The 25714-nt window shown below is 66.5% G+C and carries 23 protein-coding genes, 1 tRNA gene and 1 pseudogene; 22 read left to right on the forward strand and 3 right to left on the reverse strand.

What is annotated here, in order from left to right; all coding sequences use genetic code 11:
• Positions 1–133: 133 nt before the first annotated feature.
• The 11 genes from coaBC (at position 134) to BLW38_RS10635 (ending at position 10867) form a co-directional block, all read left to right on the forward strand.
• Positions 134–1303 (forward strand): bifunctional phosphopantothenoylcysteine decarboxylase/phosphopantothenate--cysteine ligase CoaBC, encoded by a 1170-nt coding sequence (gene coaBC, locus BLW38_RS10585; RefSeq protein ID WP_092817217.1) that lies wholly within the window; start codon positions 134–136, stop codon positions 1301–1303.
• A gap of 188 nt (positions 1304–1491) precedes the next feature.
• A complete protein-coding gene (locus BLW38_RS10590) occupies positions 1492–2676 on the forward strand; it encodes a monovalent cation/H+ antiporter subunit E (protein ID WP_245710162.1) in 1185 nt (394 codons plus the stop codon).
• Entirely contained in the window at positions 2673–2978 is a 306-nt protein-coding gene (locus BLW38_RS10595) for a cation:proton antiporter (protein ID WP_092817219.1), read from the forward strand. The genes BLW38_RS10590 and BLW38_RS10595 overlap by 4 nt, the downstream gene beginning before the upstream one ends.
• The gene (mnhG, locus tag BLW38_RS10600; RefSeq protein WP_092817220.1) at positions 2978–3319 is read left to right on the forward strand and encodes a monovalent cation/H(+) antiporter subunit G; all 342 of its coding nucleotides are present in this window, start codon (positions 2978–2980) and stop codon (positions 3317–3319) included. Before BLW38_RS10595 ends, mnhG begins: the two co-directional genes overlap by 1 nt.
• Positions 3316–3864: a DUF4040 domain-containing protein gene (locus BLW38_RS10605; protein WP_092817221.1), complete on the forward strand. Its 549-nt coding sequence runs from the start codon at positions 3316–3318 to the stop codon at positions 3862–3864. Before mnhG ends, BLW38_RS10605 begins: the two co-directional genes overlap by 4 nt.
• Positions 3861–4514, forward strand: a complete 654-nt coding sequence (locus BLW38_RS10610; RefSeq protein ID WP_092817222.1) for an MnhB domain-containing protein — start codon at positions 3861–3863, stop codon at positions 4512–4514. The genes BLW38_RS10605 and BLW38_RS10610 overlap by 4 nt, the downstream gene beginning before the upstream one ends.
• Entirely contained in the window at positions 4511–4954 is a 444-nt protein-coding gene (locus tag BLW38_RS10615; protein WP_092817223.1) for a cation:proton antiporter subunit C, read from the forward strand. The genes BLW38_RS10610 and BLW38_RS10615 overlap by 4 nt, the downstream gene beginning before the upstream one ends.
• Entirely contained in the window at positions 4951–6519 is a 1569-nt protein-coding gene (locus tag BLW38_RS10620) for a proton-conducting transporter transmembrane domain-containing protein (RefSeq protein ID WP_092817224.1), read from the forward strand. The genes BLW38_RS10615 and BLW38_RS10620 overlap by 4 nt, the downstream gene beginning before the upstream one ends.
• A complete protein-coding gene (locus tag BLW38_RS10625) occupies positions 6520–8565 on the forward strand; it encodes a proton-conducting transporter transmembrane domain-containing protein (RefSeq protein ID WP_092817225.1) in 2046 nt (681 codons plus the stop codon).
• Positions 8562–10376, forward strand: a complete 1815-nt coding sequence (locus BLW38_RS10630) for a Na(+)/H(+) antiporter subunit D (RefSeq protein ID WP_092817226.1) — start codon at positions 8562–8564, stop codon at positions 10374–10376. Before BLW38_RS10625 ends, BLW38_RS10630 begins: the two co-directional genes overlap by 4 nt.
• 128 nt (positions 10377–10504) lie before the next feature.
• Positions 10505–10867 (forward strand): hypothetical protein, encoded by a 363-nt coding sequence (locus BLW38_RS10635; RefSeq protein ID WP_245710163.1) that lies wholly within the window; start codon positions 10505–10507, stop codon positions 10865–10867.
• Positions 10868–10915: 48 nt separating this feature from the next.
• On the opposite strand, the gene BLW38_RS10640 is transcribed toward BLW38_RS10635, so the two are convergent.
• On the reverse strand, positions 10916–11764 hold the full coding sequence (locus BLW38_RS10640) for an HD domain-containing protein (RefSeq protein ID WP_092817227.1): 849 nt from the start codon (positions 11762–11764) through the stop codon (positions 10916–10918).
• A 240-nt stretch (positions 11765–12004) separates the two neighbouring features.
• On the opposite strand from BLW38_RS10640, the gene BLW38_RS10645 reads away from it, so the two are divergent.
• From BLW38_RS10645 to BLW38_RS10660, 4 genes are all read left to right on the forward strand, one after another.
• The gene (locus tag BLW38_RS10645) at positions 12005–12823 is read left to right on the forward strand and encodes an enoyl-CoA hydratase/isomerase family protein (protein WP_092817228.1); all 819 of its coding nucleotides are present in this window, start codon (positions 12005–12007) and stop codon (positions 12821–12823) included.
• Positions 12824–12828: 5 nt separating this feature from the next.
• Positions 12829–13596: an SDR family NAD(P)-dependent oxidoreductase gene (locus tag BLW38_RS10650; protein WP_092817229.1), complete on the forward strand. Its 768-nt coding sequence runs from the start codon at positions 12829–12831 to the stop codon at positions 13594–13596.
• Positions 13597–13668: 72 nt separating this feature from the next.
• Positions 13669–13992, forward strand: a complete 324-nt coding sequence (locus BLW38_RS10655; RefSeq protein ID WP_092817230.1) for a Sec-independent protein translocase subunit TatA/TatB — start codon at positions 13669–13671, stop codon at positions 13990–13992.
• Positions 13993–14070: 78 nt separating this feature from the next.
• Positions 14071–14143: transfer RNA gene (locus BLW38_RS10660), tRNA-Arg, on the forward strand.
• A gap of 179 nt (positions 14144–14322) precedes the next feature.
• Here BLW38_RS10660 and BLW38_RS10665 read toward each other — a convergent pair.
• Positions 14323–15015 carry a DUF1405 domain-containing protein gene (locus BLW38_RS10665; RefSeq protein ID WP_092817231.1) on the reverse strand — a complete coding sequence of 231 codons (693 nt, stop codon included), beginning with the start codon at positions 15013–15015 and terminating at the stop codon, positions 14323–14325.
• A gap of 225 nt (positions 15016–15240) precedes the next feature.
• Here BLW38_RS10665 and BLW38_RS10670 point away from each other — a divergent pair.
• From BLW38_RS10670 to BLW38_RS10700, 7 genes and pseudogenes are all read left to right on the forward strand, one after another.
• A pseudogene (locus tag BLW38_RS10670) lies at positions 15241–18309 on the forward strand (ATPase, T2SS/T4P/T4SS family); the annotation flags it as partial.
• A gap of 58 nt (positions 18310–18367) precedes the next feature.
• The gene (locus BLW38_RS10675) at positions 18368–20401 is read left to right on the forward strand and encodes a type II secretion system F family protein (protein WP_092817233.1); all 2034 of its coding nucleotides are present in this window, start codon (positions 18368–18370) and stop codon (positions 20399–20401) included.
• A gap of 6 nt (positions 20402–20407) precedes the next feature.
• The gene (locus BLW38_RS10680) at positions 20408–20965 is read left to right on the forward strand and encodes a DUF7287 family protein (protein ID WP_092817234.1); all 558 of its coding nucleotides are present in this window, start codon (positions 20408–20410) and stop codon (positions 20963–20965) included.
• Position 20966: 1 nt separating this feature from the next.
• Positions 20967–21608 carry a DUF7288 family protein gene (locus BLW38_RS10685; protein ID WP_092817235.1) on the forward strand — a complete coding sequence of 214 codons (642 nt, stop codon included), beginning with the start codon at positions 20967–20969 and terminating at the stop codon, positions 21606–21608.
• Positions 21596–22690 (forward strand): DUF7261 family protein, encoded by a 1095-nt coding sequence (locus BLW38_RS10690; protein ID WP_092817236.1) that lies wholly within the window; start codon positions 21596–21598, stop codon positions 22688–22690. Before BLW38_RS10685 ends, BLW38_RS10690 begins: the two co-directional genes overlap by 13 nt.
• Positions 22680–23192 (forward strand): DUF7266 family protein, encoded by a 513-nt coding sequence (locus BLW38_RS10695; protein WP_092817237.1) that lies wholly within the window; start codon positions 22680–22682, stop codon positions 23190–23192. The genes BLW38_RS10690 and BLW38_RS10695 overlap by 11 nt, the downstream gene beginning before the upstream one ends.
• 134 nt (positions 23193–23326) lie before the next feature.
• Positions 23327–24814, forward strand: coding sequence for a DUF7289 family protein (locus BLW38_RS10700; protein ID WP_092817238.1), 1488 nt, complete (start codon positions 23327–23329; stop codon positions 24812–24814).
• A 27-nt stretch (positions 24815–24841) separates the two neighbouring features.
• On the opposite strand, the gene BLW38_RS10705 is transcribed toward BLW38_RS10700, so the two are convergent.
• Positions 24842–25600, reverse strand: coding sequence for a DUF7289 family protein (locus BLW38_RS10705; protein ID WP_092817239.1), 759 nt, complete (start codon positions 25598–25600; stop codon positions 24842–24844).
• Between the last annotated feature and the right edge of the window lie 114 nt (positions 25601–25714).

Consider the following 25714-nt stretch of genomic DNA (forward strand, 5'->3'; position numbering starts at 1 on the left):
TGAAAAGTGCTTTTCGGCCGCTTACGAGCAGGGCGCCGGCGTCGGGGCGGTCTCCCGCCCGTCGATCGGCGGTGCCCCGCCGCGCGCCGCGTTTCGGGAGAGTATTTAACCGACACGCACGAACGCCCGGCTAATGCTCTCGGGGGTCAACGTCGCGCTGGGCGTGACGGGTAGCATCGCGGCCGTGAAGACCGTCGAACTCGCCCACGAGCTTCGTCGCCGGGGCGCGGCCGTGCGCGCGGTGATGACGCCGGCAGCCTCAAACATCGTGCACCCGTGGGCGCTCGAGTTCGCGACCGAGGTGGACGTGGTGACGGAGATCACCGGGGCGGTCGAACACGTCGAGTTGTGCGGCGTCGACGGCTGGGCCGACGTCCTGCTGATCGCGCCGGGAACCGCCAACACCGCCGGAAAGATGGCGGCGGCGATCGACGACACGCCGGTCACGACCTGTGCGACGACCGCGCTCGGTGCCGACGTGCCGGTCGTGTTCGCGCCCGCGATGCACGAGCCGATGTACGACCACCCGGGCGTGCTCGAGGCGCTCGACACGCTGGAGTCGTGGGGCGTGCGCTTCGCCGATCCCCGGATCGAGGAGGGGAAGGCGAAGATCGCGAGCGAGGAGACGATCCTCACGGAGGTCGCCCGCGCGACGACGCCCGACTCCCTGTCCGGCAGGCACATCGTCGTCACCGCGGGCGCGACCAAGGAGTACATCGACCCCATTCGGATCCTGACGAACCGGTCGTCGGGCAAGACCGGACGCGCGGTCGCGCGTGCCTGCTACATCCGGGGTGCCGACGTCACCCTCGTCCAGGACGGTCCCGCGGTCGGCTACGCGGAGATCGTCCCCGTCGAGACGGCCGACGAGATGCTTGCGGCCGTCACGGACGCCTGCGCAACCGCGGACGCGCTCGTGTCGGCCGCGGCGATCTCCGATTTCACCGCGGACGCCGTCGACGAGAAGATCCGATCCGGGTCGCCGCTGTCGGTCGACCTCGAGCCGACCCCGAAGCTGATCGACGCCGTCCGGGAGGCGTATCCGGATCTGCCGATCGTCGGGTTCAAAGCCGAGACGTCGGGCGACGACGCCGCGATGGTGCGTGAGGCGAACCGGATCCACGACCGCGTCGGACTCGCGTTCGTCGTCGCCAACGACGCGAGCGTGATGGGCGCCGACGAGACGCGCGTGCTGCTCGTCGCCGGCGAGTCGGACCCCGACGACGTCGAGGAGGCTCGCGGGAGTAAGGACGTCGTCGCCGGCCGCGTCGCCGAGCGGCTGGCCGACGTGCTCGGGGCGTAGTCCGGCGACCGGCGGACGTGCTCGGGACAGTATCACACGGCCAGCTGGCAGATGACGTGTCGAAGCCGAACGACCATCGTGCCGTGGGAAAGATAAGAACTGTTTTGAGGTGTCCGTGCCACGTCACGAACGAGAATCCTGTATGTCGTTTCCACACGCCCTAACGACGGTTCCCGGAGGTGGCCCCGGTGGCTAACGGCCGCGTCGTGGTCCCGATCGAGGACACCGCGACCCTGCGGGCGACGGTCGCCCACGTCGCCGCGGCGGCCGCCGACGGGGACGTCTCGGCTATCCACTTCGTCTACCTCGCCTCCTGGCGCGACGACGATCCCCGGATAGACGACCGGCGGACGACGGCGCAGGACCTGCTCGCGGACGCCGCCGACTGGGCGCGATACGACCTCGAGGACGCCGACGTCTCCGAAAACGGCATCGAGATCGAGACCGCGCTCATCGCGGAGGACGTCTACCTCTTCGGGCCGCGTCAGTACGCCGAACGGCTTCATACCTATGCCGACGAGCACGGGATCGGGACGGTCGTGCTCGACCCGGAGTACACGCCGGTCGGGAACACCACTCTCCTCCAGCCGATGGAGTTCGAGCTGGCGTCCACCCCGCTGTCGGTCCGTGAGGCGCCCGTCGATCGGCCCTCCCGACGCGAGCGACTCGTCTCCGAGATCACCGGCCCGCGGTTCGCGACCGTCTTCGGCGGGTCACTGGCGTTTTACCTCGTCCTCGGCGACCCGACCTATCCCTTCGACCTCGTGACGGGCGTCGCGACCGCCCTCGTGGTCGCGATCTCGCTGTCCCAGGTGAGTCTGGACCACGACCCGACGCTGCGGGAGTCGCCGCTCCGGCTGGTTCGCGGGCTGATCTACGTCCCCTCCTTGCTTCTCGAGATCCTCAAATCGAACGTCGTCGTCGCCCGGGTCATCCTCTCGCCGTCGCTGCCGATCGACCCGACGATGACGCGGATGCGCGTGCTCGTGGGATCGGGGCTGCCCGTGACGACGCTCGCAAACTCGATCACGCTGACGCCGGGGACGCTGACGGTGCGTGCTCGCGACGCGGATCTATACGTCCACACCCTGATCCCGTGGGCCCGCGAGGGCCTGTTCGACGGCGGGCTCGAGCGGTGGACCCGATTCGTCTTCTACGGCCGGGAGGCCGCCCGGCTGCCGACGCCCCGCGAACGCGACGACTGCGCGGTGCTGCAGGGCCCCGACGCCGACGAGCCGATGCCGTTTGCGGCCACCGATGGTGGACCCGAGTTGGACACCCACCACGAGTCGGATGAGGACCGCGCACCGGACACGGCGGCGGAAGCGGCCCCGACCGCGCCCGGTCACCACGAGGACGGTGATCGCCGATGAGCATCGCCGACCTCGCGATCGCTGGCGGCTACACGGTCGGTGACGTACTGTTGGTCGGCGCGGCCGGCTTCGTCGTGCTGGCGCTCGGGATGCTCTACCGCGCCGTGGTCGGCCCGACGATGCAGGACCGCGTGCTCGCGGTCAACGTCCTCGGGACGAACACGGTCGTCATCCTGGCGCTGTTGGGCGCGGCGCTCGACGAGCCGACGTTCCTCGACATCGCGATCGTGTACGCGCTGTTGAACTTCCTGATGGCGATCGCCGTCTCAAAGTTCACGGTCGAACGTGGGGGGGTCCTCTGATGGCGCTCGGGTCACTCGACCCGGTCACGACGGCGCGAGTCGTCCTGATCCTCGCGCTCCTTGCCGGGGCGCTGTTCTTCACGTTCGTCTCGATGGTGGGCGTGATCCGGCTGCCGGACGTCTACGCGCGCGCACACACCGCCTCGCAGGCGGACACGCTCGGGGCCGGCTTCGGTCTGGCCGCGGTCGCGCTCACGCTCGGGTGGCAGGGGGCCTCGGTGAAGACGGCCATCCTGCTGTTCTTCATCTTCGTGACCAACCCGACCGCGGCCCACGCGGTCGCTCGAGCGGCCTTCGAGGACGGAAACGTTCCGTGGACCGAGGGGGACGAGCGCCGATGAGCGCGACCGTAACCGCGATCGAGGCGGCGCTTTTCGTCTTCGTGATCGCCACGGCGGTCGTGACCGCGCTGGCCCGCGACGTGCTCTCGTCGATCATCGTCTTCGGGGCCTACAGCCTCGGGATGGCGGCGCTGTACACGTTCTACCGGGCGCCGGATGTGGCGCTGACCGAGGCGGCGATCTCCGCCGGCGTCACGACTGTCCTCCTGCTGCTCACGATCGCGAAGACCTCGCGGATGAACCACGAGGCCGTCTTCGAGCGCGTCGATCCCACCGCCGCGCTCGCCGTCGGCGGACTGTGCGTCGTGCTGCTCGCGACGGTGACGCAGATGCCGACCGTTGGCGATCCGACCGCACCCGTCTACGCGAATCCGGACGTCACCGGGTATTACCTCGAGAACACCTACGCCGACACCGGCGTCGGCAACACGGTGATGGCGGTGTTGGCCTCCTACCGCGGATTCGACACCTTCGGCGAGGCGGTCGTCGTCTTCGGGGCCGGCATCGCGACGATGCTCGTGCTCCACCGGGAGGTGTTCTCGTGAGCGACACACCCGGCGCCGGCAGCGACGTCGACGACGCCGCTGCTGGCTCCGGAGACGCATCGGACGCACCCGACGTCTCCGACCGACCGCCGATCGAGCCCACCTACTCGGGCCACGACGATCGCCCACATCTCTCCCAGATCCAACGCCAGCAGACGCCCTACACGGAGAGTCAGGTGATCATGTCAACCGTGAAGGTGGTCGCGCCGTTCGCGCTGACCTTCGGGCTGTTCGTCACCTTCCACGGGGCGGATTCGCCCGGCGGCGGCTTCCAGGGCGGCGCGATCGCGGCCGCGGTCGTGTTGATGATCGCCTTCGCGTTCGGGATCGACGCCACGCGCGAGTGGTTCACGAACGTCGTCGTCGTCGGCCTCGCGGTCGGCGGCGTCCTCGTCTTCGGGGGGATCGGTCTCGTCGGGCTTGTCGACGGCGGGACGTTCCTCGAGTACGCCCGACTGCCGATCCCGCACCCGGTCAAATACGGGATGGAGGGCGTGGAGATCCTCGGCATCGCTCCGATCGTCGCCGGGGTGCTCGTCGGTCTCTTCTTCCTGTTAGCGGCCGGCTTCGACGACCGGGACGGCGCCGGAACCGAGACCGAGATCGCTGACGCGACCACCGACGACGCGACCACGGAGGACGACCGATGACCGACCACCTACCGCTCCAGCTCGCCCTCAACGTCCTCGCAACGCGGCACGCCTACGCGGTGTTCACCGTGTTGTTGTGCATCGGCCTGTACATGATGATTGCGAACCCACATCTCGTGAAGAAGATCATCGGCCTCAACCTGTTCCAGACGGCGATCTTCCTGTTCTTCATCGCCTCCGCGTACGTTCGTGGCGGGTCGATCCCGATCGTCGAGGGAGGCGGGAGCGCGGAGGCGACCCTCGTGAGCCCGCTCCCGCAGGTGATCGTCCTGACCGCCATCGTCGTCGGCGTGAGCCTCACCGCGGTCGGGCTCGCGCTCTGTATCCGGATCTACACGGAGTACGGAACCCTCCGAACCGACGCGCTCCGGAAGGCGATGGCCGAGGAGGACGACCTCCCGGTAGCTGGCGACGGCTCTACAGGGGGTGAGAACGCGTGAGCGACCTCCTGCTTCCGCTCGCGATCGTGGTTCCGATCCTCGCGGCGACGCTCCCGCTCCTGTTTGGACCCCGGTATGACCGGATCGGCTGGCCGATCGCCGCGATCACGACCGTCTCGCTCGTCGGGATCGCTGCCTCGATCGCCCGGATCGTCTTCGTGGAGGGCCCGCCGACCGAGTACGGGATCGTCCACGAACTCGGCGGCTGGCAGCGTCCGTACGGTATCGAACTCGTCGCCGACGAGCTGTCGGCGTCACTCGTGGTCCTGGTCGCGCTCGTGGCGGCCGGGACGCTCGTTTTCTCGCGTGTGGCCGGCCCTCGTGGGAACGCGTTTTACTCAGGCTACCTGCTGTTGACCGGCGGGTTGATGGGCATCTCGCTCACCGGCGACCTGTTCAACCTGTTCGTTTTCCTCGAGATCGTCGGGTTGACGACCTATGCGCTCGTCGCGGCCGACCGGTCGGGCGCCAGCGCGTACGCGTCGATCAAGTACCTGCTGGTGGGTACCGTCGGCGCCTCGCTGTACCTGGTCGGCGTCGGCTACACCTTCCTGGCAACGGGGTCGCTGAATATGATCGACCTCCAGGCGACGATCGCGACCGTCGGCTACGGCGACCCCCTGATCCGGGCCGGCTACGCGCTCATCGTCGTCGGCCTCTCGCTGAAGATCGCCGTCTTCCCGCTGCACGTCTGGCAGCCGGACGCCTACCAGCGCGCGCCCGACGCGGTGACGACGGTCATCGCGGCGTTGGTCTCGACGTCGGCGGCCTACGCCCTGCTCCGCATCACCTACACCGTCTTCACGGTCGAGTTCCTCGCCGCGAACGACGGAATCACGAACGCGATGCTACTGGCGGCCGGCGTCTCGATCCTCGTCGGATCGGTGCTGGCGGCGATGCAGTCCGATCTCAAGCGGCTGTTCGCCTACTCGTCGGTTGCACAATTCGGGATGATCGTCGCCGCGATCGCGCTTGCAAACGAGACGGCGCTGCTGGGCGGGATCATCCATCTGCTCGGCCACGGCCTGCTCAAGTTCGGGCTGTTCCTTGCCGTCGGCCTGCTCGCGTACGGCTACGGCGTTCGACGGGTTGCAGACCTCGCGAGCCTCGCCCGCAGAGCACCGTACCTTTCGGGGGCGTTCGTCGTCCTCGGACTCGCGCTCGTCGGGATCCCGCCCTCCATCGGCCTGCTCGGCAAGTGGTACATCGCGCTCGGGGCGGTGGAGGCCGCCGGTGGCGGTGACCTCGCCGCACTGGGGATCGCGGCCGTGATGCTCGTGAGTACTCTGTTCACGCTGGCGTACGTCGCCCGGATCATCGAGCAACTGTACTTCGCGGGCGCCGATCCCGGTCCCGGCGACGCCGGATCGACCGCTTCCGCCGCGGACGGTCCGACCGGACCGGGGACCCTGGCCCAACCGGACGGCGGTCGGACGGAGCAGCGGGACGTTCCGACCGGCGCGTTCGTCGTGCTCGTCGTCGTCGCGCTGATCGCGGTCGGGCTCGGGTTCGCCGGGTTCGCTGCCGCCGATCTCTTCGGACCGTTCCTCGGGAGGATGATCTAAATGACCGAAGTCGACTCACTGCGACCGTTGTTCGTCGTTCTCGTATCGTTCGTGGCCAGCGGGGCCATCGTCGCGTCCCACCGCCGGCCGAACCTGCGTGAGGGGTGGACGCTGCTTGCGGCGGTCGCGAAGTTCGCCGCCGTGGTCTCGCTGCTGCCGGGCGTGCTCGCCGGGACCGTCTACGTCACGGAGGTCGTGACCTTCCTGCCGTACGTCGAGTTCACCTTACGGGCGGACCCGCTCGGGATGCTGTTTGCGGTCCTGGCCAGCGGCCTGTGGATAATCACGTCGCTGTACAGCATCGGATATATGCGCGGGCTCGACGAGCCCAACCAGACGCGGTACTTCGCCGCCTTCGCGGTCTCGCTGTCGACGACGATGGGGATCGCCTTCGCCGGCAACCTGATCACCATCTTCATCTTCTACGAGCTGCTGTCGATCGCGACCTATCCGCTGGTCGCTCACGACGAGACGCCGGAGGCGCGCTCCGCAGGCCGAAAGTACCTCGCGTACACGATGTTCGGCGGCGGCGTGTTCGTGCTCGCCGGCACCGTGCTGGTCTACTGGCTCACCGGCCTCGTCGGAGAGCCGACCGTCGCCTTCTCGGCGGGCGGGATCGACGCGCTCGCGACCGCAGCCAGCAGCGACCCCCTGATGGCGAAGATCGCCTTCGTCCTGCTCGGGGTCGGGTTCGCCGTGAAGGCCGGTTTGATGCCGCTACACCAGTGGCTCCCCGAAGCGATGGTGGCGCCGACGCCCGTCTCGGGGCTGCTCCACGCGGTGGCGGTCGTCAAGTCCGGCGCGTTCGGCGTCTCGCGGATCGTCCTCGACGTTTTCGGGCCCGAGGTCGTCTTCGATCTCGGCGTCGGCGTCTGGCTGTCGGTGATGGCCGCGGTCACGTTGACCGCCGCCAGCATCATCGCCCTGCGGAAGGACCACCTCAAACAGCGGCTCGCCTACTCGACGGTGAGCCAGCTCAGCTACATCCTGCTCGGGCTCGGGCTGTTCGGCTGGCACGGGCTCGTGGGCGCGCTGTTGCACATCCCCGCACACGCCTTCATGAAGCTCACCCTGTTCTTCTGTGCGGGCTGTATCCACGTGGAGACCCACACCGACTACATCTCGGAGATGGCCGGGATCGGCAAGCGGATGCCGGTGACGATGGCCGCGTTCACCGTGGCGGCCGCGGGGATGGCCGGCATCCCGCTCGTGGCCGGGTTCGTGAGCAAGTTCTATATGTTGGTCGGCGGGATCGCGATGGGTGCGGCAACGCCGATCGGCTACTACCTCGCCGGGGCGCTGTTGCTGTCGGGCGTGCTCAACATCGCGTACTTCTGGCCGGTCGTCTACACCGCCTTCTTCGAGGCGGAGGACGCCCACGACGCCAAGCCGCTCGTCGAATTCCCGCTTGGCGGCCGGACGACGGCGACGATCGACGCCGTCAGAACCGACGGCGGCGATCGAAAGGAGTCTGACGACGACGGCACCGAGCGCGAAGACGGGACCGCAACCGGCGCTGACGCCGAAACGCCGATCCCGGACGCCGAGGACGAGGCCGGATCCGAGGAGGATGATCCGACCGAGAGCGGCGACGACGGAACCGAGGCGAACGTCGACGACGGCGTCGTCCGGCCCGACTTCGCGCCGGGGGATCGCGACTTCTCGGAGCCCGCCGAACGCGTCGACACGGGGAACTACGCGGTCGATACGAACCCCTCCGACACGGACGTTCCGTTCTCCCCCGAGGGCGGCTCCGACGACCGCGATGCTGGCCGCCTCGACGAACGTGACCAGCGTGACCACGCAGACCAAACGGACCACGCAGACCACGACCACCACGGCGGTCCGCCGCCAAGCGGCTGGCGATCGATCCGTGGCCTCACGGCCCTGCTGGGCCGCGAGACGACGTGGTTCATGCTTGCACCGATACTGACGGCGATGACGCTTGCCGTCCTGCTCGGCGTGATCCCGAGCGAGATGGCGTTCCTCGATCTGATCGAGCTCATCGTCGAGACGCGCCTCGAGGGCGCGGGGGTGGGCCTATGACCGCCGGAATCGCCGGAACCGCGGGCGGCGCGCTCGCCACCGGCACCGTCGGGAGTGACCTCCTGACGACGGTCCCGCCGTACCTGCTCGTGGCGATCGCCGCGCTGCTGGCGGTCGTGCTCCCGCGACGTCTCGGACACCTGCTCGGGGCGGCCGCGACCGCGTTCGTGTTCATACAGGCGGTGAGCTTCGACCCGGCGATGTACGGACCACACCTGGCGTCGACGTTCCTCGGGTTCGACGTCGTCTTCTTCAACGTCGACGACTTCTCCCGGCTGATGGGTGTCGTCGTCGGGTTCCTCGCGACCGCGGCGGTGATCTACGCCTACGGCAGCGACGCGCCGCGGTGGCTGACCGGGCTCGCGCTGATCTACGTCGCCTCGACGGTCGCGACGATCTACGCCGGCGACTGGCTCACGCTGATCGTCTTCTGGGAGCTGATGGCGGTCACCTCGACGCTGCTCGTCTGGCACCACGGCGGGGCGGCGGTGCGAGCCGGCTTCCGGTACGCGATCTTCCACGGCATCGGCGGGACGGTGCTGCTCGGCGCCGTCGTCGTCCACTTCGGGGCGGTCGAGAGTTTCCTGTTCACGGCAGAGACGGGGATCCACGACTCGGCCGCGCTGCTCGCGGCGCTCGGGATCGGCGTCAACTGCGGGTTCATCGGCCTCCACACCTGGCTGCCGGACACCTATCCGCGACCCCACATCGCGGCGTCGGTGTTCCTCTCGGTGTTCACGACCAAGACGGCCGTCTACGTCCTCTACCGGGCGTTCCCGGAGGGTGGGCTGTGGATGGCCTACCTCGGCGGCGCGATGGCCGTCTACGGCGCCTTCTTCGCGCTGTTGCAGTACGACCCGCGCCGGCTCCTCTCGTACCACATCCAGGCGCAGGTCGGGTACATGCTCGCGGGGATCGGCCTGGCGGGCTACGTCGGCGAGAAGGCGCTGGCCGGCGGCTTCGCCCATCTGCTCAACAACGTCCTCTACAAGAGCCTGCTGTTCATGGCGATCGGCGTGATCATCTATCGGACCGGGACGGAGGACATCCGCGAGCTGGGCGGCCTCTGGCGGAAGACCCCGATCGCGTTCGTGATCTACCTCGTCGGCGCCGCGTCGATCACGGCCGTCCCCGGCTTCAACGGTTTCGTCTCGAAGGGAATGGTGATCGACTCCGCCCACGAGATCCACCAGTTCACGATCGCCCTCGACGGCGGGCTGCTCTGGTGGCTGCTCATCCTCGGCGGGGTCGGGACGTTTATGTCCTTCATCAAGCTCGGCTACTACACGTTCTTCCACGGGAGCGCCTCGATCTCCCCGCGCGACGCGACGCCGTTCCAGACGGTCGGGATGGCGCTCGCCGCCGGCGCCTGCATCTATCTCGGCGTCTCCTACGAGACGCTGCTCGGGCTGATGCCCCACACGGAGTACCTGCTCGCGGAGCTGCATCCCTACAGCACGGGCCACCTGACCGAATCCGCCGCGCTGTTGACCGCTGGATTCGTCGGCTTCTTCGCGCTCAAACGTCCCCTGGCGTGGATCGCCCACCGAATGCGCGACGTCGACGCGGTCACGTACCCGGCGTTCTTCCACGTCGGCCGCGGACTCGTCATCGGGGTGACCGAGTCGTGGGCGGCCGTCGACCGGCTCACGATGCGGCTCGTCGCGGCGATCGAGTGGACCGCGATGAACCCCCGTCACGCCGTGCGTCGGGTCGGGATCGACGCGGAGATCCGGACCGGGATCGGCCGCGGCGTCCTGATCATCACGCTCGTGGCGGCCGGCACGGTGCTGATCGGGCTCGTCTGGTGACGGGCGGTCCCGGAGGGTTCCGGAGGGTCCCGTTCGGGGTCGGGTCGGGACGGGTATCGGATTGAGGCAAGCGAATCGCGGCTTCCGGCGTCGTCGGCTTTTTATTGAGCTCACTCGTGTTCCCGACCGTGACGGATCGCCGCCCGCGGATCGACGGGTCCGACGCCGGGAACACCTGGCGTCGCCGGCTTCGTGTCGCCCTCGTAGTCTTCCTCATCGGCGTCGCCGCTGACGTGGCAACGACCTACGTCGCGATCACGTTCGGGCCGTTCGTGGAGGGGTCTCCGGTCGGCCGAGTCCTCATCGACCGCTACGGGCTGGTTCGCGGGATGATCGCCACCAAGGTGGCGGGGATGGTGCTCATCGCGATCCCGGTCGCGATCGCGAAGCGGAATCGGACCGTCGTGGTGACGGTGATGTTCGGCGGCGTCGGCGCGATCTCGTTGCTCGCGGCCGTCCACAACCTCGTCCGGATCCTCGGCGTGGTGTGACCCCCGTTCGACCGGTCGCCGTGGAACGCGGTCCGATCCGCGGTGGACTCACAGTTCGATCCGCTCGACCAGCTGCGACTCGTCCTCGCCCTTCGTGTTGATCGCGACGATCCGGACCTCCTCCTCGAGCAGCGAGTCCCGAAGTTTCGCCTTCAGGAGGGAGTCGACCTGATAGACCCCGGCGGCGCTGTTCATCGTGATCTCCACCTCGACGGGATCGTCCTCGCCGGTCGTCAGCCGGACGCGCTCGATCGCCCGCGAGGAGATGGTGTTGATCCCGCGTCCGCCCTTCTCGTAGGGGATCCGGGACCGCCCGCGCTCCATATCCAGCCCGTCGGCGATGCGGATGACGCCCGCCTCCCGGGTCAGCGGCGTCTCCTCGGTGTGGTGACAGAGGATCGCGTGGAGGATCTCGGCTTTGACCCGGACCGCGGCGGGGGTGTCGTACCACTCCGGAAGGAGTCGGTCGAGGAGGTCCGCGGCCAACGGGATCGAGTAGTAGGTGTGGTCGTCGCGGTGCACCACGTGGCCGACGTCGTGAAGCGTCGCTGCCAACGCGATCACGACCGGCTCGTCGGCCTCTTCGAGCCCCTGGTCGCTTGCGCCGTTGAAGGGTACGCCGGCCCGTTTGAGGAGGTCGTACAGCCGCAGCGCGCGGTCCCTGACGATCTCGATGTGTTTGGCCCCGTGGTCGTTGTAGCCCTTCCTGGTGACGGCGTTGACGTTTTGCGCCTCGAGATACGCCTCGATCTCCGGGTCCGATTCGATCGTCTCGAGCACCGCGTTCACCCGCTCGTCCGGAAACGCGTGATCGGCCGCCGGGTCGTACGCCCGTCGCGACTCGTCGACGTCGGTCTCGACGTCCCCGGTCGTGGGATCGCCGTCGTCGATGTCCATCGTTCGATGCTGCGGAGGCGACCGGCTTAAAAGCCATCGACCGCCACGGCCTCTCCCGCGGGGACCGGCCATCGACCGACTGCGAACCGGCTATTCACGGCTATATGTGTTCACTACGACCGTGTTGACAGTTGACTCCAACCGTGGTGATTATATCCAACCAAACGATATGAACATATATGTAATATTTATAAATGATCATCGAAAATCATTAATAATATCTCGGACTCCGTTCACACGATGTCGGAGCCCGACTACGACGCGATCGCCTGGTCGTTCGACGAGGACACCGGCGTTGGACGCATCGAACTCGATCGCCCGGACGCGATGAACGCGATCAATGACCGAATGCAGCGGGAGCTCATCGAGGGCTTCCGACGGTTTCGACGGCTCGAGGAGGATCGAACCGGTGTGGCCGTTCGCGCGATCGTCGTCTCGGGTGCCGGCGACCGGGCGTTCAGCACCGGGCTCGACGTCAGCGAGATGCAGTCGATCACCGACTACGGCGAGAAGAAGCGGATCCCGGACGGATTCCACGAGATGGCGGAGACGATCGAGCGCTGCGAACCACCGGTGATCGCGCGGATCGACGGACTCTGTCTCGGCGGCGGGTTGGAGATCGCGCTCGCGTCCGACTTCCGGCTGGCGAGCGAGCGGAGCTCGTTCGGCCAGCCCGAGGTCAACTTCGGGGTCCTTCCCGGCGGCGGGGGCGCCCAGCGGCTGTCGATGATCGTCGGCGTCAGCCGCGCGAAGGAGCTGTGTATGACCGGCGAGCGGATCGAGGCCGAGCGGGCGGCCGCGGAGGGGATCATCGATCACGTCCATCCGGCTGCGGACCTGGAGTCCGAGGTCGAGTCGTTCGTCGACTCGATCGTCGACAAGCCGCCCCTCGCGGTTCGAACGATCAAGGAGGCCGCCGACCGCACCCGCGAAGTCGGCTTCGAGGAGGCCCTGCAGTACGGCAACCGGGCGTGGCTGTCGCTGTCACAGACGCGCGATTACGACCGCGCCGTCGAGGCGTTCGGAACCGACGCCGACGTCGAGTGGGAGGGACGGTAGCGCCGATGCTCGAGGCCTTCGAGGACGCACTCGACTTCTCCGAGCAGGTCGTCTGTGTCACGGGCGCTGCACAGGGGATCGGCGAGACCGTGGCGGCGTCGTTCGCCGAGGCGGGCGCGTCGGTCGTCGTCGCCGACATCGACGCCGACGCCGCCGCGACGACGGCCGAGGCGATCGGCGCGGCGCACGGCACCGAGACGCTCGCGGTCGGGGTCGACGTCTCGGACAGCGACGAGGCCCGCGCGATGGTCGAGACGGCGGTCGCGGAGCTCGGCGGCCTGGACGTCCTCGTCAACAACGCGGGCGTCGCGGGCGCACAGCGGTTCCGCGACTCCGAGCCCGAGGACTGGGATCGAAAGATCGGCGTCTCCCTCTACGGGACGTTGAACTGTACCTCCGCCGCGTTGCCGGAGTTGGTCGATCGCTCGGGCGTCGTCATCAACTACGCGAGCTCGTCCTATCGCGGGAACGACCCTGGCCTCGCCGTCTACGGCGCCGCCAAGGCGGCCAACCGGTCGTTCACCAAGACCCTCGCCAAGGAGGTCGGCAGCGACGGCGTCCGCGTGAATTGTGTCTGTCCCGGTACCGTTCGCACCCCCGCGACCGAGGCGTTCGTCGAGCAGTACGCCGACGAGTTGCCGGAGTCGTACGCGCTCGACCGGATCGGCGAACCGGCGGACGTCGCGGCGGCCGTCGTCTTCCTGGCGAGCGACGCCGCCGCGTGGATAACCGGCGAGACGCTCCACGTCGACGGCGGCTACAGTCGCCGATAGCCGGATCGGGGATCGCTGACGGGGTCGAAAGGCAAAAGGCATATAATAATTACCGGGCAACTCCGAGGTGAGATGGTACCTTCGATCCCACTGTTCGGCCCGCTTCCCGTCGGTCCCGAACTCCTCATCATCCTGCTCGTTCTCGTGTTGCTGTTCGGCGCGAACAAGATCCCCAAACTCGCCCGCTCGACCGGCCAGGCGATGGGCGAGTTCAAGAAGGGACGCGAGGAGATCGAGGAAGAGCTCAACGAGATGCAGGGCGATGCGGACGAGACGACGACTGACCGCTCGACCGACACGGACGCGTCCGCCGACGAGACGTCCACCGAGACGTCCTCGAACGCGACCGACGAGGAGGATTCGACCGAGACCGAAACCGAATCGTCGTCGAAATAACCCTCAGTGACCGTCCGGCGAACTCCAACACCGACGCATCGCCGACGACCGGGCCGGCGATCGACGACCGTTTCTCGTGGACGCGTGGCCTAGTGGACAGGGCGAGAGGTTCCTAACCTCTCGATCGCGGGTTCGAATCCCGTCGCGTCCGCTCGTTCACTTCGTTCACTCACGGACGCGACTGAGTCCCACTCGCTCACTGGGTTCGCTCGCGGGACTCCCGTCGCGTCCGCTCTCCATACCGGTACGGATTCGGTTGTGGAACTCCCACCGCCTTGGATCCCCGATGGAAACGCGATCCGGTTGCGAAAGCGTCACGAGACCCCACACTCACCCTTCGAGCCGGCGGAACGATCGACTCGCGAGGACGACCGCGGCGACGCCGATGACGACGCTCGCGACCGGGACCACGACGCCGGGGTCGTATTGAACCGGCGGGTGATAGCCGAACCCGTAATCGACGACGTCGCCGAGAAGCGACAGTCCGAGCGCCAGCCCCAACGCGCCCCGAGTGGTTCGGCCGACCGCGGGGAGCAGGAGCGCCAGCGCGACGAACAGCAGATGCGTTATCAGGATCCCCCAGTAGGACACCAGCGCGTCCGGCGTTCCCAGATAGCGTTCGGGATGGACGTTCAACGCGACGAGCGGCCAGAGTCCGTATTTGACGAGCCAGACGAACGCGAGCGTCTGCAGGTACGCGAGCGGTCGGTTGGTCGGCGTCTCCCGTGCTGACCGACCGGAGCCGACGGTCGGCAGCAGCGCGACGAGCGCGAGCACCGCGAGCGCGATCGCCATCGGCGAGTCGGCATACAGCGGCCACAGCAGCGTCGGAACGTCGGGCATCGTCGCGACGTAGTAGCGGCCGCCGACTAGCACGCCGATCGCACAGATCCCGAGCGTCGTCAGCAGACTCCGGGTGTCCCCGAGGAACTCCTCGGCAGCCCGATCACGGATCCGCCGCCGGACCGCCGGATCGAACAGGGCAACGACGGGGACGTCGGGGACGCGGTCCGATCGTGTCACGACCGGTCCTCCGAGGTGCCGGTGGAAAAAGGTCGCGCCCGATTCGACGGTCGCTGATGCTTCGGCGGTCGCTGATGCTTCGGCGGTCGCTGATGCTTCGGCGGTCGATGTCGCCTCACCGTCGAAACCGGGCGAAACGCGTCACACCGTCGAACGCGGCCGTAACGAGTTGGTTCACTGACTCGTTTGGAGGAAGCCTTTTTGCCTCTGCCGGAACTGGTGCGGGTAATGGCTGAGCACGCCGACGGCGAGGGGGAGCCGTCCGATGCCGAGCGAGGCCGCGGGGGGACCGACACGGGGGACGGGGCGGAGATCCAGCCGGCCGACCTCTCGGCCCGGATCACGGTTGCCGCTGCCGCCGGCAAGACGCTTCACGACCGCTGTGCTGATCGGTACGACCTCTCGACGGTCCCGGTCGCGAAGGGGTATTACACGTGGGCGGACTACGCGCGGGAATACGGACTCGACGGCGCCGGTGACGCGTCCGGCACTGCGGGTGTCGGGGACGCTGATGGGGACAGAGACGCTGACGGGGACGAGAGCAGGGATGCCGAGGGAGTCGATCGGACCGCCGCGCTCGGGTTCGATCCCGATGCGCTCGACGGATTGCTCTCCGCCGGGGGCGCCCTCGCTGAGGGGCTCTTGGCGGCGGTGGAGACGCGAACGGTCTCGATCGCCGAGGACCTCGCCGAGGACGACTTCTTCAGCACCGACGAGGGCGCCACCACGCTCGTCAACCGATACGACCTGGAGAAGGCGGTTCCCGCCGCCAAGAAATCGCACTTCCGCGAGGTCGAACGCTACTGGGTGAACAAGCCGTACGCGTTCGTCATCATCTTCCACTCGACGAAGGAGAACGAGAAGAAGTACTACGCGATCCAGCCGTACCGCACCGAGATCGAGTCGGACATCAACGACTATCTGACCGGCAAACTGCGCACGTCGATCAAGTACGCGGACGAGTCGATCGCCGGCGGCGACGAGGCCGAACGGAAGGCGGTGATCGCCGAGGAGACCTATCGGCTGCTCGACCGGTACGACCTGTACACCCGCGAGTCCGATTCGAGTCCGATCGCCGAGGCGTTCGACCGGTTCGGGTTCGAGCCGACCGACGGGATCACGGGGCGGATCGCCCAGGCACTCGGGTACGAACCGCGTGAGTCACGGCGCCAGGGCGATCTCGACGGGATCGCTGCACGCCCCGAACCGGCCGTCCTCGAGGAGGACGCCGAGACGCTCACCGAGTACCAGGTCGAGAAGCTGTTGTACTACCTCAAGCGGGATTTCATCGGCTACGAACGGATCGACCCGATCAAATACGACATCAACGTCGAGGACATCTCCTGTGACGGCTACGACTCGCCGGTGTTCGTCTACCACTCCGGGTACGAACAGATCATCTCGAACGTTCACCACGGGACGACCGAGCTTGATGATTTCGTCGTCAAGCTCGCCCAGCGGTCGGGCAAGGGGATCTCAAAGCGATCGCCGCAGGTCGACTGTACGCTGCCGGACGGCTCACGGGCGCAACTCACCCTCGGGAAGGAGGTCTCCGATCACGGGACGAACTACACCATCCGGCAGTTCAAGGACGTCCCCTTTACCCCGGTCGACCTCGTCAACTGGAACACCTTCTCGCTCGACGAGATGGCCTTCCTGTGGCTGTGTATCGAGAACCACAAGTCGCTCATCTTCGCCGGCGGGACTGCCTCCGGAAAGACGACGAGCCTGAACGCGGTCTCGCTTTTCATCCCCTCGAACTCGAAGATCGTCTCGATCGAAGACACTCGCGAGGTGGAGTTGCCCCAGCGCAACTGGATCGCCTCCGTCACGCGCCCCTCATTCAGCGACGACGACAAGGGCGACGTCGACGAATTCGACCTCCTCGAGGCCGCCCTCCGGCAGCGTCCGGACTACATCGTGATGGGCGAGATCCGCGGCGAGGAGGGGCGGACGGCCTTTCAGGTGATGTCGACGGGCCACACGACCTACACGACCTTCCACGCCGACTCGGTCGGCGAGGTGCTCAAGCGGTTCACCACCGACCCGATCAACGTCTCGAAGACGATGTTCACGGCGCTGGATCTGGTCTCGGTGCAGTCGTCGACCCGCGTCAAGGGGCGGAAGGTTCGACGGAACAAATCCCTCACCGAGATCAACCACTACGACGCCGAGAACGACGAGATCAACGTCCAGGACATCTACCAGTGGCAGGCGGAGACCGACGAGTTCCTCCAGCTCGGCGAGTCGAACACGCTTCGGGAGATCACCTTCGATCGCGGATGGGATCGGGAGACGCTGGAGGCGGAGATGTTCAAACGCCGGGTGGTTTTGGCGTACCTGATCGACTGCGGGCTCAACACCTACGCGGAGGTGGCCGCGACCTTCCAGGCGTTCATCAACGACCCCGAGACGATCCTCGCGTTGATGGCCAACGACGGCCTTCGTCGATCGCTTGAGGATCTCCGGGAGATGGAGTCGGTTCAGATCAACGTCGATCCCGCAACCGAGGCGATGGTGCCGCGTCCCGAACCCGACGAGAGCGGCCGCGAGGAGGCGGCCGGGATCCTCGAGGATGCCGAGGACCTGTTCGCGGAGTACCGCGGCACCGTTCCCAACTCGGTCGCCGACGCGATCGTCGACGTGCCGGCCGCATCGGACGTCGAGGCGGAGCCGGCGGCCGACCGGTCGACGCTTCGCACCATCGCGGCTGATGCCGGAACGGGGGACGACGAGATCGACGCCGCCGAAGCCACCGCCGGCGACGCCGATGCCGACACCAGTATCAACCCATCCGTCGATGGTGATGTGGACGCGGACGTCGGTGATGAACGTGACCCACTGGATGTGGAGTCGTCCGAGACGGACCAACCGCGCGCGTCCGGTCGCTCCATCGATCCTGTGACGGAAGCGTCCACAGATCCTGAGACGGAAGCGTCCACAGATCCTGAGACGGAAGCGTCCTCCGAACCGGAAGCGGAGACGGACGAGCAACTGTCACTCCGATCGCCGGCCCCACCGATGGATGATGGATCACGGGATGCCCCTCCGGATGCCGCCGATACCGAAAGCCACGAGCCGACCGATCGGCCTCCCGAAACCGATCCGGGCGTCCGAGACGGTCTGACGGATGGTGATACGGCTGAAGAAAACGCCCGAGACGGGGCAAAGCCGGCCGAGCAGGACGAACCGACGGCCGAGCAGGACGAACCGACGGCCGAGCAAGACGAATCGACGGTCGAGATCGACGAATGGGGGTTCGGCCCGATCGAGGACGACGGGTCAGGGGAGTGAACACCGTGTCGCGATCACGCACCGTCCGGCTCGATCGGTCACGGGGAGGCACGGACCGATGAGCGTCTCCGGACCGGAAGGCACGACCGGCGGGATGGACCTGCTGGGCGTCGCGTTCTACCCGGTCTTTCAACTGCTGTTCGACCCCGACGGCGACTTCCTCGCGGACATCGAGGCGAAGCTGACCGAGGCGCGGATGACCGACACCGTCGAGTTGTACGTCTCGAAGGCGCTCGCGATCGGGCTGATCACCGGCCTCGTGCTCTGGGTGGTGGGGTCGTTCGTAAGCTACACCGCCTTCGCCGTCGGGCTCGTCGACCCGAACGCGCTTCGACTCGGAATCCCCGTTCCGGACCCGGAGCTTGCGGCGTTTTTGCGGTCGCTTGCCGTCCCGACCGCGGTGTTCATCGCCGGGCTCGTCTTCGGAACGATCGGGTTCGCGATCGGGTTTGGAAGCCTCCTCGTCGTCCCGTACTCGCGCTCGTCGGCACGGGAGCGGGAGATCGATATGCTGCTTGCCGACTCGGTGTCGTTTATGTACGCGCTCTCGGTCGGCGGGCTCAACCAGCTCGAGATCCTTCGCGCGATGGCGGCCGCCGAGGACACCTACGGCGAGGTCTCACGGGAGTTCCAGAGCATCGTCAACGAGACCGAGTATTTCGGCACCGACTACCGGAACGCGATCCGGAAACAGTCGATGGAGACGCCCTCCGAGGAACTGTCGCAGTTCCTCACCGATATGCTCTCGATCGTTAACTCCGGCGGGGACATGGAGCGGTTCCTGAGCGATAAAAAGGAGAAGCACCTCCGAACGGCCAAACAGCAACAGGAGATGACCCTCGAGACGCTCGAGCTGTTCGGCGAGATGTATATGACGCTCTCGCTGTTCCCGCTGTTGCTCATCATCATCCTCGTCATCATGGGGATGATGGGCGACTCCGACGACCGATTGCTGTACGCGACGGTCTACCTGCTCATCCCGCTGACCGGCGTCGGCTTCCTCGTGCTCGTCTCGACGGTGAAACAGGACGAGCCCGGCGACGGCTATCTCCGGCCGACCGACAGCAGCGACCGCCTCGAGACCGAGAGCAAGGAGGGCCTGCTCCACCTCGGCCTCGTCGAGGGGTTCGTCGGTCGGTACACGGTGTTCGACCGCATCAAGGGACGCGAGGGGACCCACAAGACGCTGGAGCTGCTCAAACAGCCCCATCTGTTCTTCAAGCGGAACCCGCTGTACACCCTGGTGTTGACGATCCCCGCATCGCTGGTGCTCGTCGCGAACGCCGTCGTGCTGGGCGCCGCGCCGACGACCGTCGACGCCTGGATCGCCCGGCCGGTCTGGAGCACCGTCATCTGGGTGTACCTCCCGCTGTATCTCACCCTCGTTCCGTTGGCGGTCTTCCACGAGTGGCACGAGCGGTCACGGACGGCGATCGTCGGCAAGCTCTCGGAGAACCTCCGGAAACTCTCCTCGGCCAACGACACGGGCCAGACCCTCCTCGAGTCGATCCGGACGGTCTCGGAGACGTCCTCGGGCAAGCTCGCCGACGAGTTCGACGTGATGTACGCGAAGGTCAACTACGGAATGAGTCTCCGGGAAGCGCTCATCGAGTTCAACAACAAGTACCACATTCCCCGACTCGCCCGGACGGTCAAGCTGATCTCGGAGGCACAGGAGGCGTCCTCTCAGATCACGGACGTGTTGACGACCGCCGCGCAGGCCTCGGAGAACCAGGACGACATCGATCGCGAACGGAAATCACGGACCCGGATGCAGGTGGCGATCATCCTGATGACCTACGTGACGCTGCTGGGCGTGATGGCCATCCTGCAGACGCAGTTCATCGACGTGATGGCCGAGCTCGTCGACTCCGGCGGCGACGCCGGCGGGAGCCAGGCGGGCGACATGAACTTCGGCGGCGGGGTCGATCCCGCGCTCCTGTCGCTGCTGTTCTTCCACGCCGTGACGATCCAGGCGATCCTGTCGGGGTTCATCAGCGGGTACATCCGAAACGCCGACATCATCTCCGGGGTCAAGTTCGTGATCGTCCTGTTGAGCATCGCCCTCGGTACGTGGATCTACGTGGGGTGATCGAGTATGCCAACTCGTCCTCCTCGTCCACCGACAGACACCCACTCCGCGTGCGTTGATCGTGCACAGACGACCCTCGATTTCGCGATCGGTGCGAGCGTCTTCCTCGTCGTCGTCCTGTTCGTGGTTGCGTTCCTTCCGGCAATGATGACGCCGTTCCAAGACGTCGATCCCACACAGGCCGCCGATCGATTCGCTGAGTCGTTGTCCGGAGATATGCTTGGACATCCCGCAGATGGGAATCAGCTGAACCGGACGTGCACTGCCGCGTTCTTCCGGCAGTTGAACCAGGATTCCCCGGCGCCCGAAACCTGTCGGTTCGCCAACGGGGCGACGACGCCGGCCGAGGTGCTCGGGACGGACCACACGGTGAACGTGACGATCGAATCCCGGTCGACTGCCGGGACGGCACCAACGCTGACCGACGAGGGAACGGCCGTGACCCCTGCTGCAGGTCCCGCAGCCGACGGGATCGACACCGTGACCACTGCACGCCGGATCGTTCTGTTGACGGATGATACCGGCCAGCAGCAGACCTACCGGTTGATCGTGAGGGTGTGGTAATATGGGGTGTGACGCACGCGGTCAGGCACACACCCTCGAGGCGGTAGCCGCCGCGATCGTGTTGCTTTCAGCGATCCTGTTCGCGCTGCAGGTGACGGCGGTGACGCCGTTGTCGGGCAGTACTTCAAATCAACACATCGAGACACAACAGGCCGAACTGGCGCAGGGAGTCCTCGCAGGTGAGGCGGAAAACGGGAGCCTCAAACGGATGCTGGTGTACTACAACACCTCCGCCGATGACGGTCACCGGTTTCACAACGCAACCGGAGGCAGTGGACAGTACGACGGGACGATCCCGACCGGTGAGAACGTACCAGCGGTCGCACCCGCCCTCTCGGAGACGTTTCTCGATCGGGGAACGGCGGTCAACGTGGATCTCTACTACCTCGAACCGGACGGTCGGCGTCGGCAGCCACTGATCGACCTGGGAACGCCAAGCGATCACGCAACGACGGCGACACAGCAAGTGACGCTGTTCGAGAACGACACGATCCTTGCGTCCGACGGAACGCCGACCGACGAGACGGTTGCCGAGGCTGCGGCGAACGACTCCTACTACGTCGGGGATGGGGACGACATCGATGGAGACGCGTCGTCGGTGTTCAACGTCGTCGAGGTGGAGGTGACGGTATGGCGGATGTGACCGCGGGTTCGACGGGGGATGCACCCACCGGATCGGCGTCGCGATCCGACCGTGGCCAACTGTTCCTCGTCGCCGCGATCGTCCTTGCGGTTCTGTTCGTCACGCTGGCGGTGCTTTTGAACACCGTCATCTACTCCGGCACCCTCGCGACTCGCGATGCGGGTGCCGATGTCGACGCCACGATCGAACACCACAGCGGCGCGACCGCTGTCGGAACGCACCTTTTGACAGCGGCAAACGATCACGATGGCAGCGCGGACCACGACTCACTGCGCACGACCGTCACGGACGGACTGTCCGCCTGGGAGAATGCCTCCACCCGACACGCGGCGCGACGGGGACACGTAACGACCGTCGCGAACGTCTCGACGACGGATGGGTCCAGGATCCGGTATGTCGGGGCTGATGGGGCAGACGAACGATTCCACCCCGCCAACACGACGGGAAATTGGTCGCACGATTGGACGCTCGCGGAGTCCGTCAGCGTCCGGAACTACACGATCGAAGCCGATCCCAGCGAGTCGATCGAGCCCGCCGATGCTCCGGCGAACGTCACCGACTCGTTCTTCCTCGTGGTTACTGCTGCCGGCGGGAGCGGTGATGCATATGCGCTGCACCTGTATGAGGACGACTCACAGAGCTGTCTCGTCCGTCGGAATGTCGATGGGACCGTCGATGGAGATGCCGACGATGCCGACCTCTCCGACCCCGTCTGTGTCGGGTCGGAAACGATCGTCGTCGACGTCACCACCGGCACCGTGGCTCCGGGCAACGACCCCGGGAACACGACGGCCTTCGACAACTCGTTCTTCGCCTCCATCGGACGGGATCACTCGATCGCCTACTGGAACGGTGACGCAGTCACGGGATCGTACGATCTGCAGGTGAACAGCACGCGATCGAACATCGGTAGCACGCCGAGCAACGCCTACGACGATGTGGAGACTGGCGATCCCGACAACCCAACCATCGAGGCGACGATCTACGACGTAACCTACGACGTTCGGTATCGGTCCGAGACCGTCCGGTACGAGGCCCCTGTCCGGATCGCACCGGGGGAGGCACCGTACGATGACGCGTGAGGAACTCGCCACCGACGACCGCGCCGTCTCGACCGTGGTCGGCTACGTCCTCGGGCTGATCATCGCTTCGCTGTTGATCTCGGGGTTGTTCGTCGCCGGCGGTGATCTCCTCACCGAGCAGCAGACGGCGGCGGCAACGACCGGCTTCGAGGTGGCTGGTGAACGTGTGGCCACTGGCTATGCCGACGCCGACCGGCTGGTCGAGACGGCGGACGCATCCGCAAGCGATCCTGGAACCGCGCCGGCGGTTTCGGTCGCAGTACCGATTCGATCGCGGATCGCCGGGGATGGGTACACCGTCCGGGTGACGGGGACGGGCGGCGGCGATCCGCCATACACCGCCACGATCCACCTCGAAAACACCGACGGATCGGCGACCTACACGACCCGGGTCGTGACGCACACACCGATTCGTGACGCCTCCGTCGCCGGGGGCCCGATCGTGATCCGGTATGACGACGGGGACGGAACACTCACCCTGGAACGCGGTCGAATTGCGTGATCGAGAACGGTGGCGCCAGTTCACGACACCGGTCCAACGGCGACGCCAGTTCACGACACTGGTCCACGATGTCGGTCACCGCTGTCAGTTCACTCGTGCGTACGCTTAAGGCCGGTCACGGCGTACGAGCCGGTATGACGAGCGTCGGGGGGCACCTTCGGGGGAAGGGAGCGGACCGAGCGGCCACCGCGCCGATCGGCGTTGTGCTCCTGATCGGGATCACCCTTGTCGGGACGCTCACCGTGATCACCCTCGGATCCGCGGCGATCACGGATACGCAGCAAACGGCCGATGTCCAACGCGGTGAACACGTGATGACCCAGTTCGCCTCGCAGGCATCGATGGTCGCTCTCGGTGAGACGGGGACCCAATCGATGGCGACTGGAGACACCGAGGGAACGATCGAAGTCGTCGAGGGCGCCGGCCGGATGCAGGTGTGGCACGTAAACGCGAGCGGGAACGACCAGGCATACACCCTCGCGGACAGTACCCTCGGGTCGGTAACCTACCGCAACGGGGATCGGACCGTTGCCTACCAGGGCGGCGGCGTCTGGCGGACCGATGGCGGCGGCGCGGCCCGGATGGTCTCCCCGCCGCAGTTTCACTACCGCGGCGCCACGCTGACGCTTCCGATCGTTTCAGTAACAGCCAGTGAGACGGTTGCAAGCGGCGGCCCCTCCCGCGTTCGACTGACGGGGAACGGAACAACACGGGTGTTTCCGGACCCCACAGATCCGGACTCCACGAATCCCGTCACGAACGGATCGGTCATCGTCGCGGTCGAAAGCGACTACCACGACGGGTGGCAGGAGTACTTCGAGCGCCGAACCACCGGGAGCATCGTCGATCCCGCGACCCTCCCCGCCACCGTCACCGACGGCGTCGACACGAACCGCACCGTCTTCCTCGAACTCGAGGCGATCGGCGGCGGCGGCGTCTTCGAGTGGCCAGGTGACGGCGGACAGGTTCCGGTTCAGGGGTTAGCCGACACGGGCGCCCTCCAGGACTTTTCGACGGAACTGGCGATCAGCAATCCGAACAACGCGTGGGTCAGTTTCCACGCCGAGAACGGCGATCGGCAATTTGAAGCACTCCTCGAGTTTGAGACGGGTGGAGGCGGTGACGACATCTGCGAGGCCACCTTCGATACACACGTTCTCTACAGCAACGGGAGCACTACCCATCACTGGCGGCGTGACGATTCGACCGGCGATCAACCGAATAACGACTTCGCCGGGTGTAGCGCCGACGGTGATCTGACCGTCGACTTCACGAGTACCGAGGCGTTCACGTACGATGCTAACACCGGCGACGTCGAGGATGCCGTCTACGACTGGGAGACTGCGGACACCTCCGCAACGATCGTCACCACGGACGGGACCGAGGCGACACGGAGTGACGGGCAGTCGATCGAGATCGAGAACCCCGTTAAATACTACGCCGCGCAAGTCGGCCCGGGCTTCGACCTCGAGGTCGAGTACGCGACCGGTGGGAACGGGAAGGGGAACAAGCTCTCCGGCGATTCATCCTCGCTCACGCTCAGATACGACGCAAGCGGCGCAGGGCGCTACATCACCTACCTCCACATCACCGAAAACGGCGTCGTCGTCGAGTTCGCGTGATCCTGTCTCGGCGTTGGATTCGCGTGATCACTCGATCGCGAGGGCGACATCGTGACTAACGATCCGCAGTTCTTCGACGGTAGTGAACTCACACGAGAGACGATCCCGATCTGCACCATCGACGTTCTCCGTCGTGTTGCATATCACTCCGTCCCGTGACCCGTAGTGGCGACGCCATGCCCCGATCGTGTCCGCGTCAGTCGTGACGTTGTGGATCACGGTTGTCGAGTCAGGATCGACGCTGACTCCTGGTTGCCCGCGGCGGTAGAGACGCACCTGCACCGTTCGATCGCCACCGCCGACCACTGCCGGGACACCACGTGTGTAAAATTCTGTCTGGTGAACCACCATCGTCTCCGCATCGAGGACGCCGGTCGGCTCGCGCAGCATCACGGCGCCGCCGGGGCTCTCGCGAATGACTGCCCCGTTGACGAAGTGGACCGCCTCGTCGCCAACGACGAACGATATCCGGGACGTCTCCTCGGACCGATTCAGCGTTCCGGTCCCGTTATCGACCCGGAACGCCACCGGATCGCCGACCCGCAGACTCGCGTCCGACAGCCGGATCTGCGTCGATCGCGATGGAGCACCGGTGAGGACGTCGTCGTAGTTCTCCGCCAGCACGTCGAGGGCACGCTCGCCGTTGGTGACACGCTCGCCATCGCGCATGTCCTGGAGGCCGCCCAGACCGGCCGTAACGACGATCCCGACCGAGGCGACGATCAGCGAGAAGACCAGTACGAATCCGAGTACCTCGCTGACCCCCCGGTCATCCCCACGGAACATACCGGACCCACCGTCCGAGCAGTAATAAGACTTCCCGGCAGGCAGGAGACGGCGATAAACCGGACTCGCCGCCAACGTGTTCCGTTGCCAGCGCTTCCGTCGCCAGCGCTTCCG

Source organism: Halopenitus malekzadehii, from assembly GCF_900108505.1.
GTDB lineage: Archaea > Halobacteriota > Halobacteria > Halobacteriales > Haloferacaceae > Halopenitus > Halopenitus malekzadehii.

Coding starts and splice junctions, on each gene's coding strand:
- coaBC (WP_092817217.1), top strand. CDS start 134: ATGCTCTCGGGGGTCAACGTCGCGCTGGGCGTGACGGGTAGCATCGCG.
- BLW38_RS10595 (WP_092817219.1), top strand. CDS start 2,673: ATGAGCATCGCCGACCTCGCGATCGCTGGCGGCTACACGGTCGGTGAC.
- mnhG (WP_092817220.1), top strand. CDS start 2,978: ATGGCGCTCGGGTCACTCGACCCGGTCACGACGGCGCGAGTCGTCCTG.
- BLW38_RS10605 (WP_092817221.1), top strand. CDS start 3,316: ATGAGCGCGACCGTAACCGCGATCGAGGCGGCGCTTTTCGTCTTCGTG.
- BLW38_RS10615 (WP_092817223.1), top strand. CDS start 4,511: ATGACCGACCACCTACCGCTCCAGCTCGCCCTCAACGTCCTCGCAACG.
- BLW38_RS10625 (WP_092817225.1), top strand. CDS start 6,520: ATGACCGAAGTCGACTCACTGCGACCGTTGTTCGTCGTTCTCGTATCG.
- BLW38_RS10630 (WP_092817226.1), top strand. CDS start 8,562: ATGACCGCCGGAATCGCCGGAACCGCGGGCGGCGCGCTCGCCACCGGC.
- BLW38_RS10640 (WP_092817227.1), bottom strand. CDS start 11,764: ATGGACATCGACGACGGCGATCCCACGACCGGGGACGTCGAGACCGAC.
- BLW38_RS10645 (WP_092817228.1), top strand. CDS start 12,005: ATGTCGGAGCCCGACTACGACGCGATCGCCTGGTCGTTCGACGAGGAC.
- BLW38_RS10650 (WP_092817229.1), top strand. CDS start 12,829: ATGCTCGAGGCCTTCGAGGACGCACTCGACTTCTCCGAGCAGGTCGTC.
- BLW38_RS10655 (WP_092817230.1), top strand. CDS start 13,669: ATGGTACCTTCGATCCCACTGTTCGGCCCGCTTCCCGTCGGTCCCGAA.
- BLW38_RS10675 (WP_092817233.1), top strand. CDS start 18,368: ATGAGCGTCTCCGGACCGGAAGGCACGACCGGCGGGATGGACCTGCTG.
- BLW38_RS10680 (WP_092817234.1), top strand. CDS start 20,408: ATGCCAACTCGTCCTCCTCGTCCACCGACAGACACCCACTCCGCGTGC.
- BLW38_RS10685 (WP_092817235.1), top strand. CDS start 20,967: ATGGGGTGTGACGCACGCGGTCAGGCACACACCCTCGAGGCGGTAGCC.
- BLW38_RS10690 (WP_092817236.1), top strand. CDS start 21,596: ATGGCGGATGTGACCGCGGGTTCGACGGGGGATGCACCCACCGGATCG.
- BLW38_RS10695 (WP_092817237.1), top strand. CDS start 22,680: ATGACGCGTGAGGAACTCGCCACCGACGACCGCGCCGTCTCGACCGTG.
- BLW38_RS10700 (WP_092817238.1), top strand. CDS start 23,327: ATGACGAGCGTCGGGGGGCACCTTCGGGGGAAGGGAGCGGACCGAGCG.
- BLW38_RS10705 (WP_092817239.1), bottom strand. CDS start 25,600: ATGTTCCGTGGGGATGACCGGGGGGTCAGCGAGGTACTCGGATTCGTA.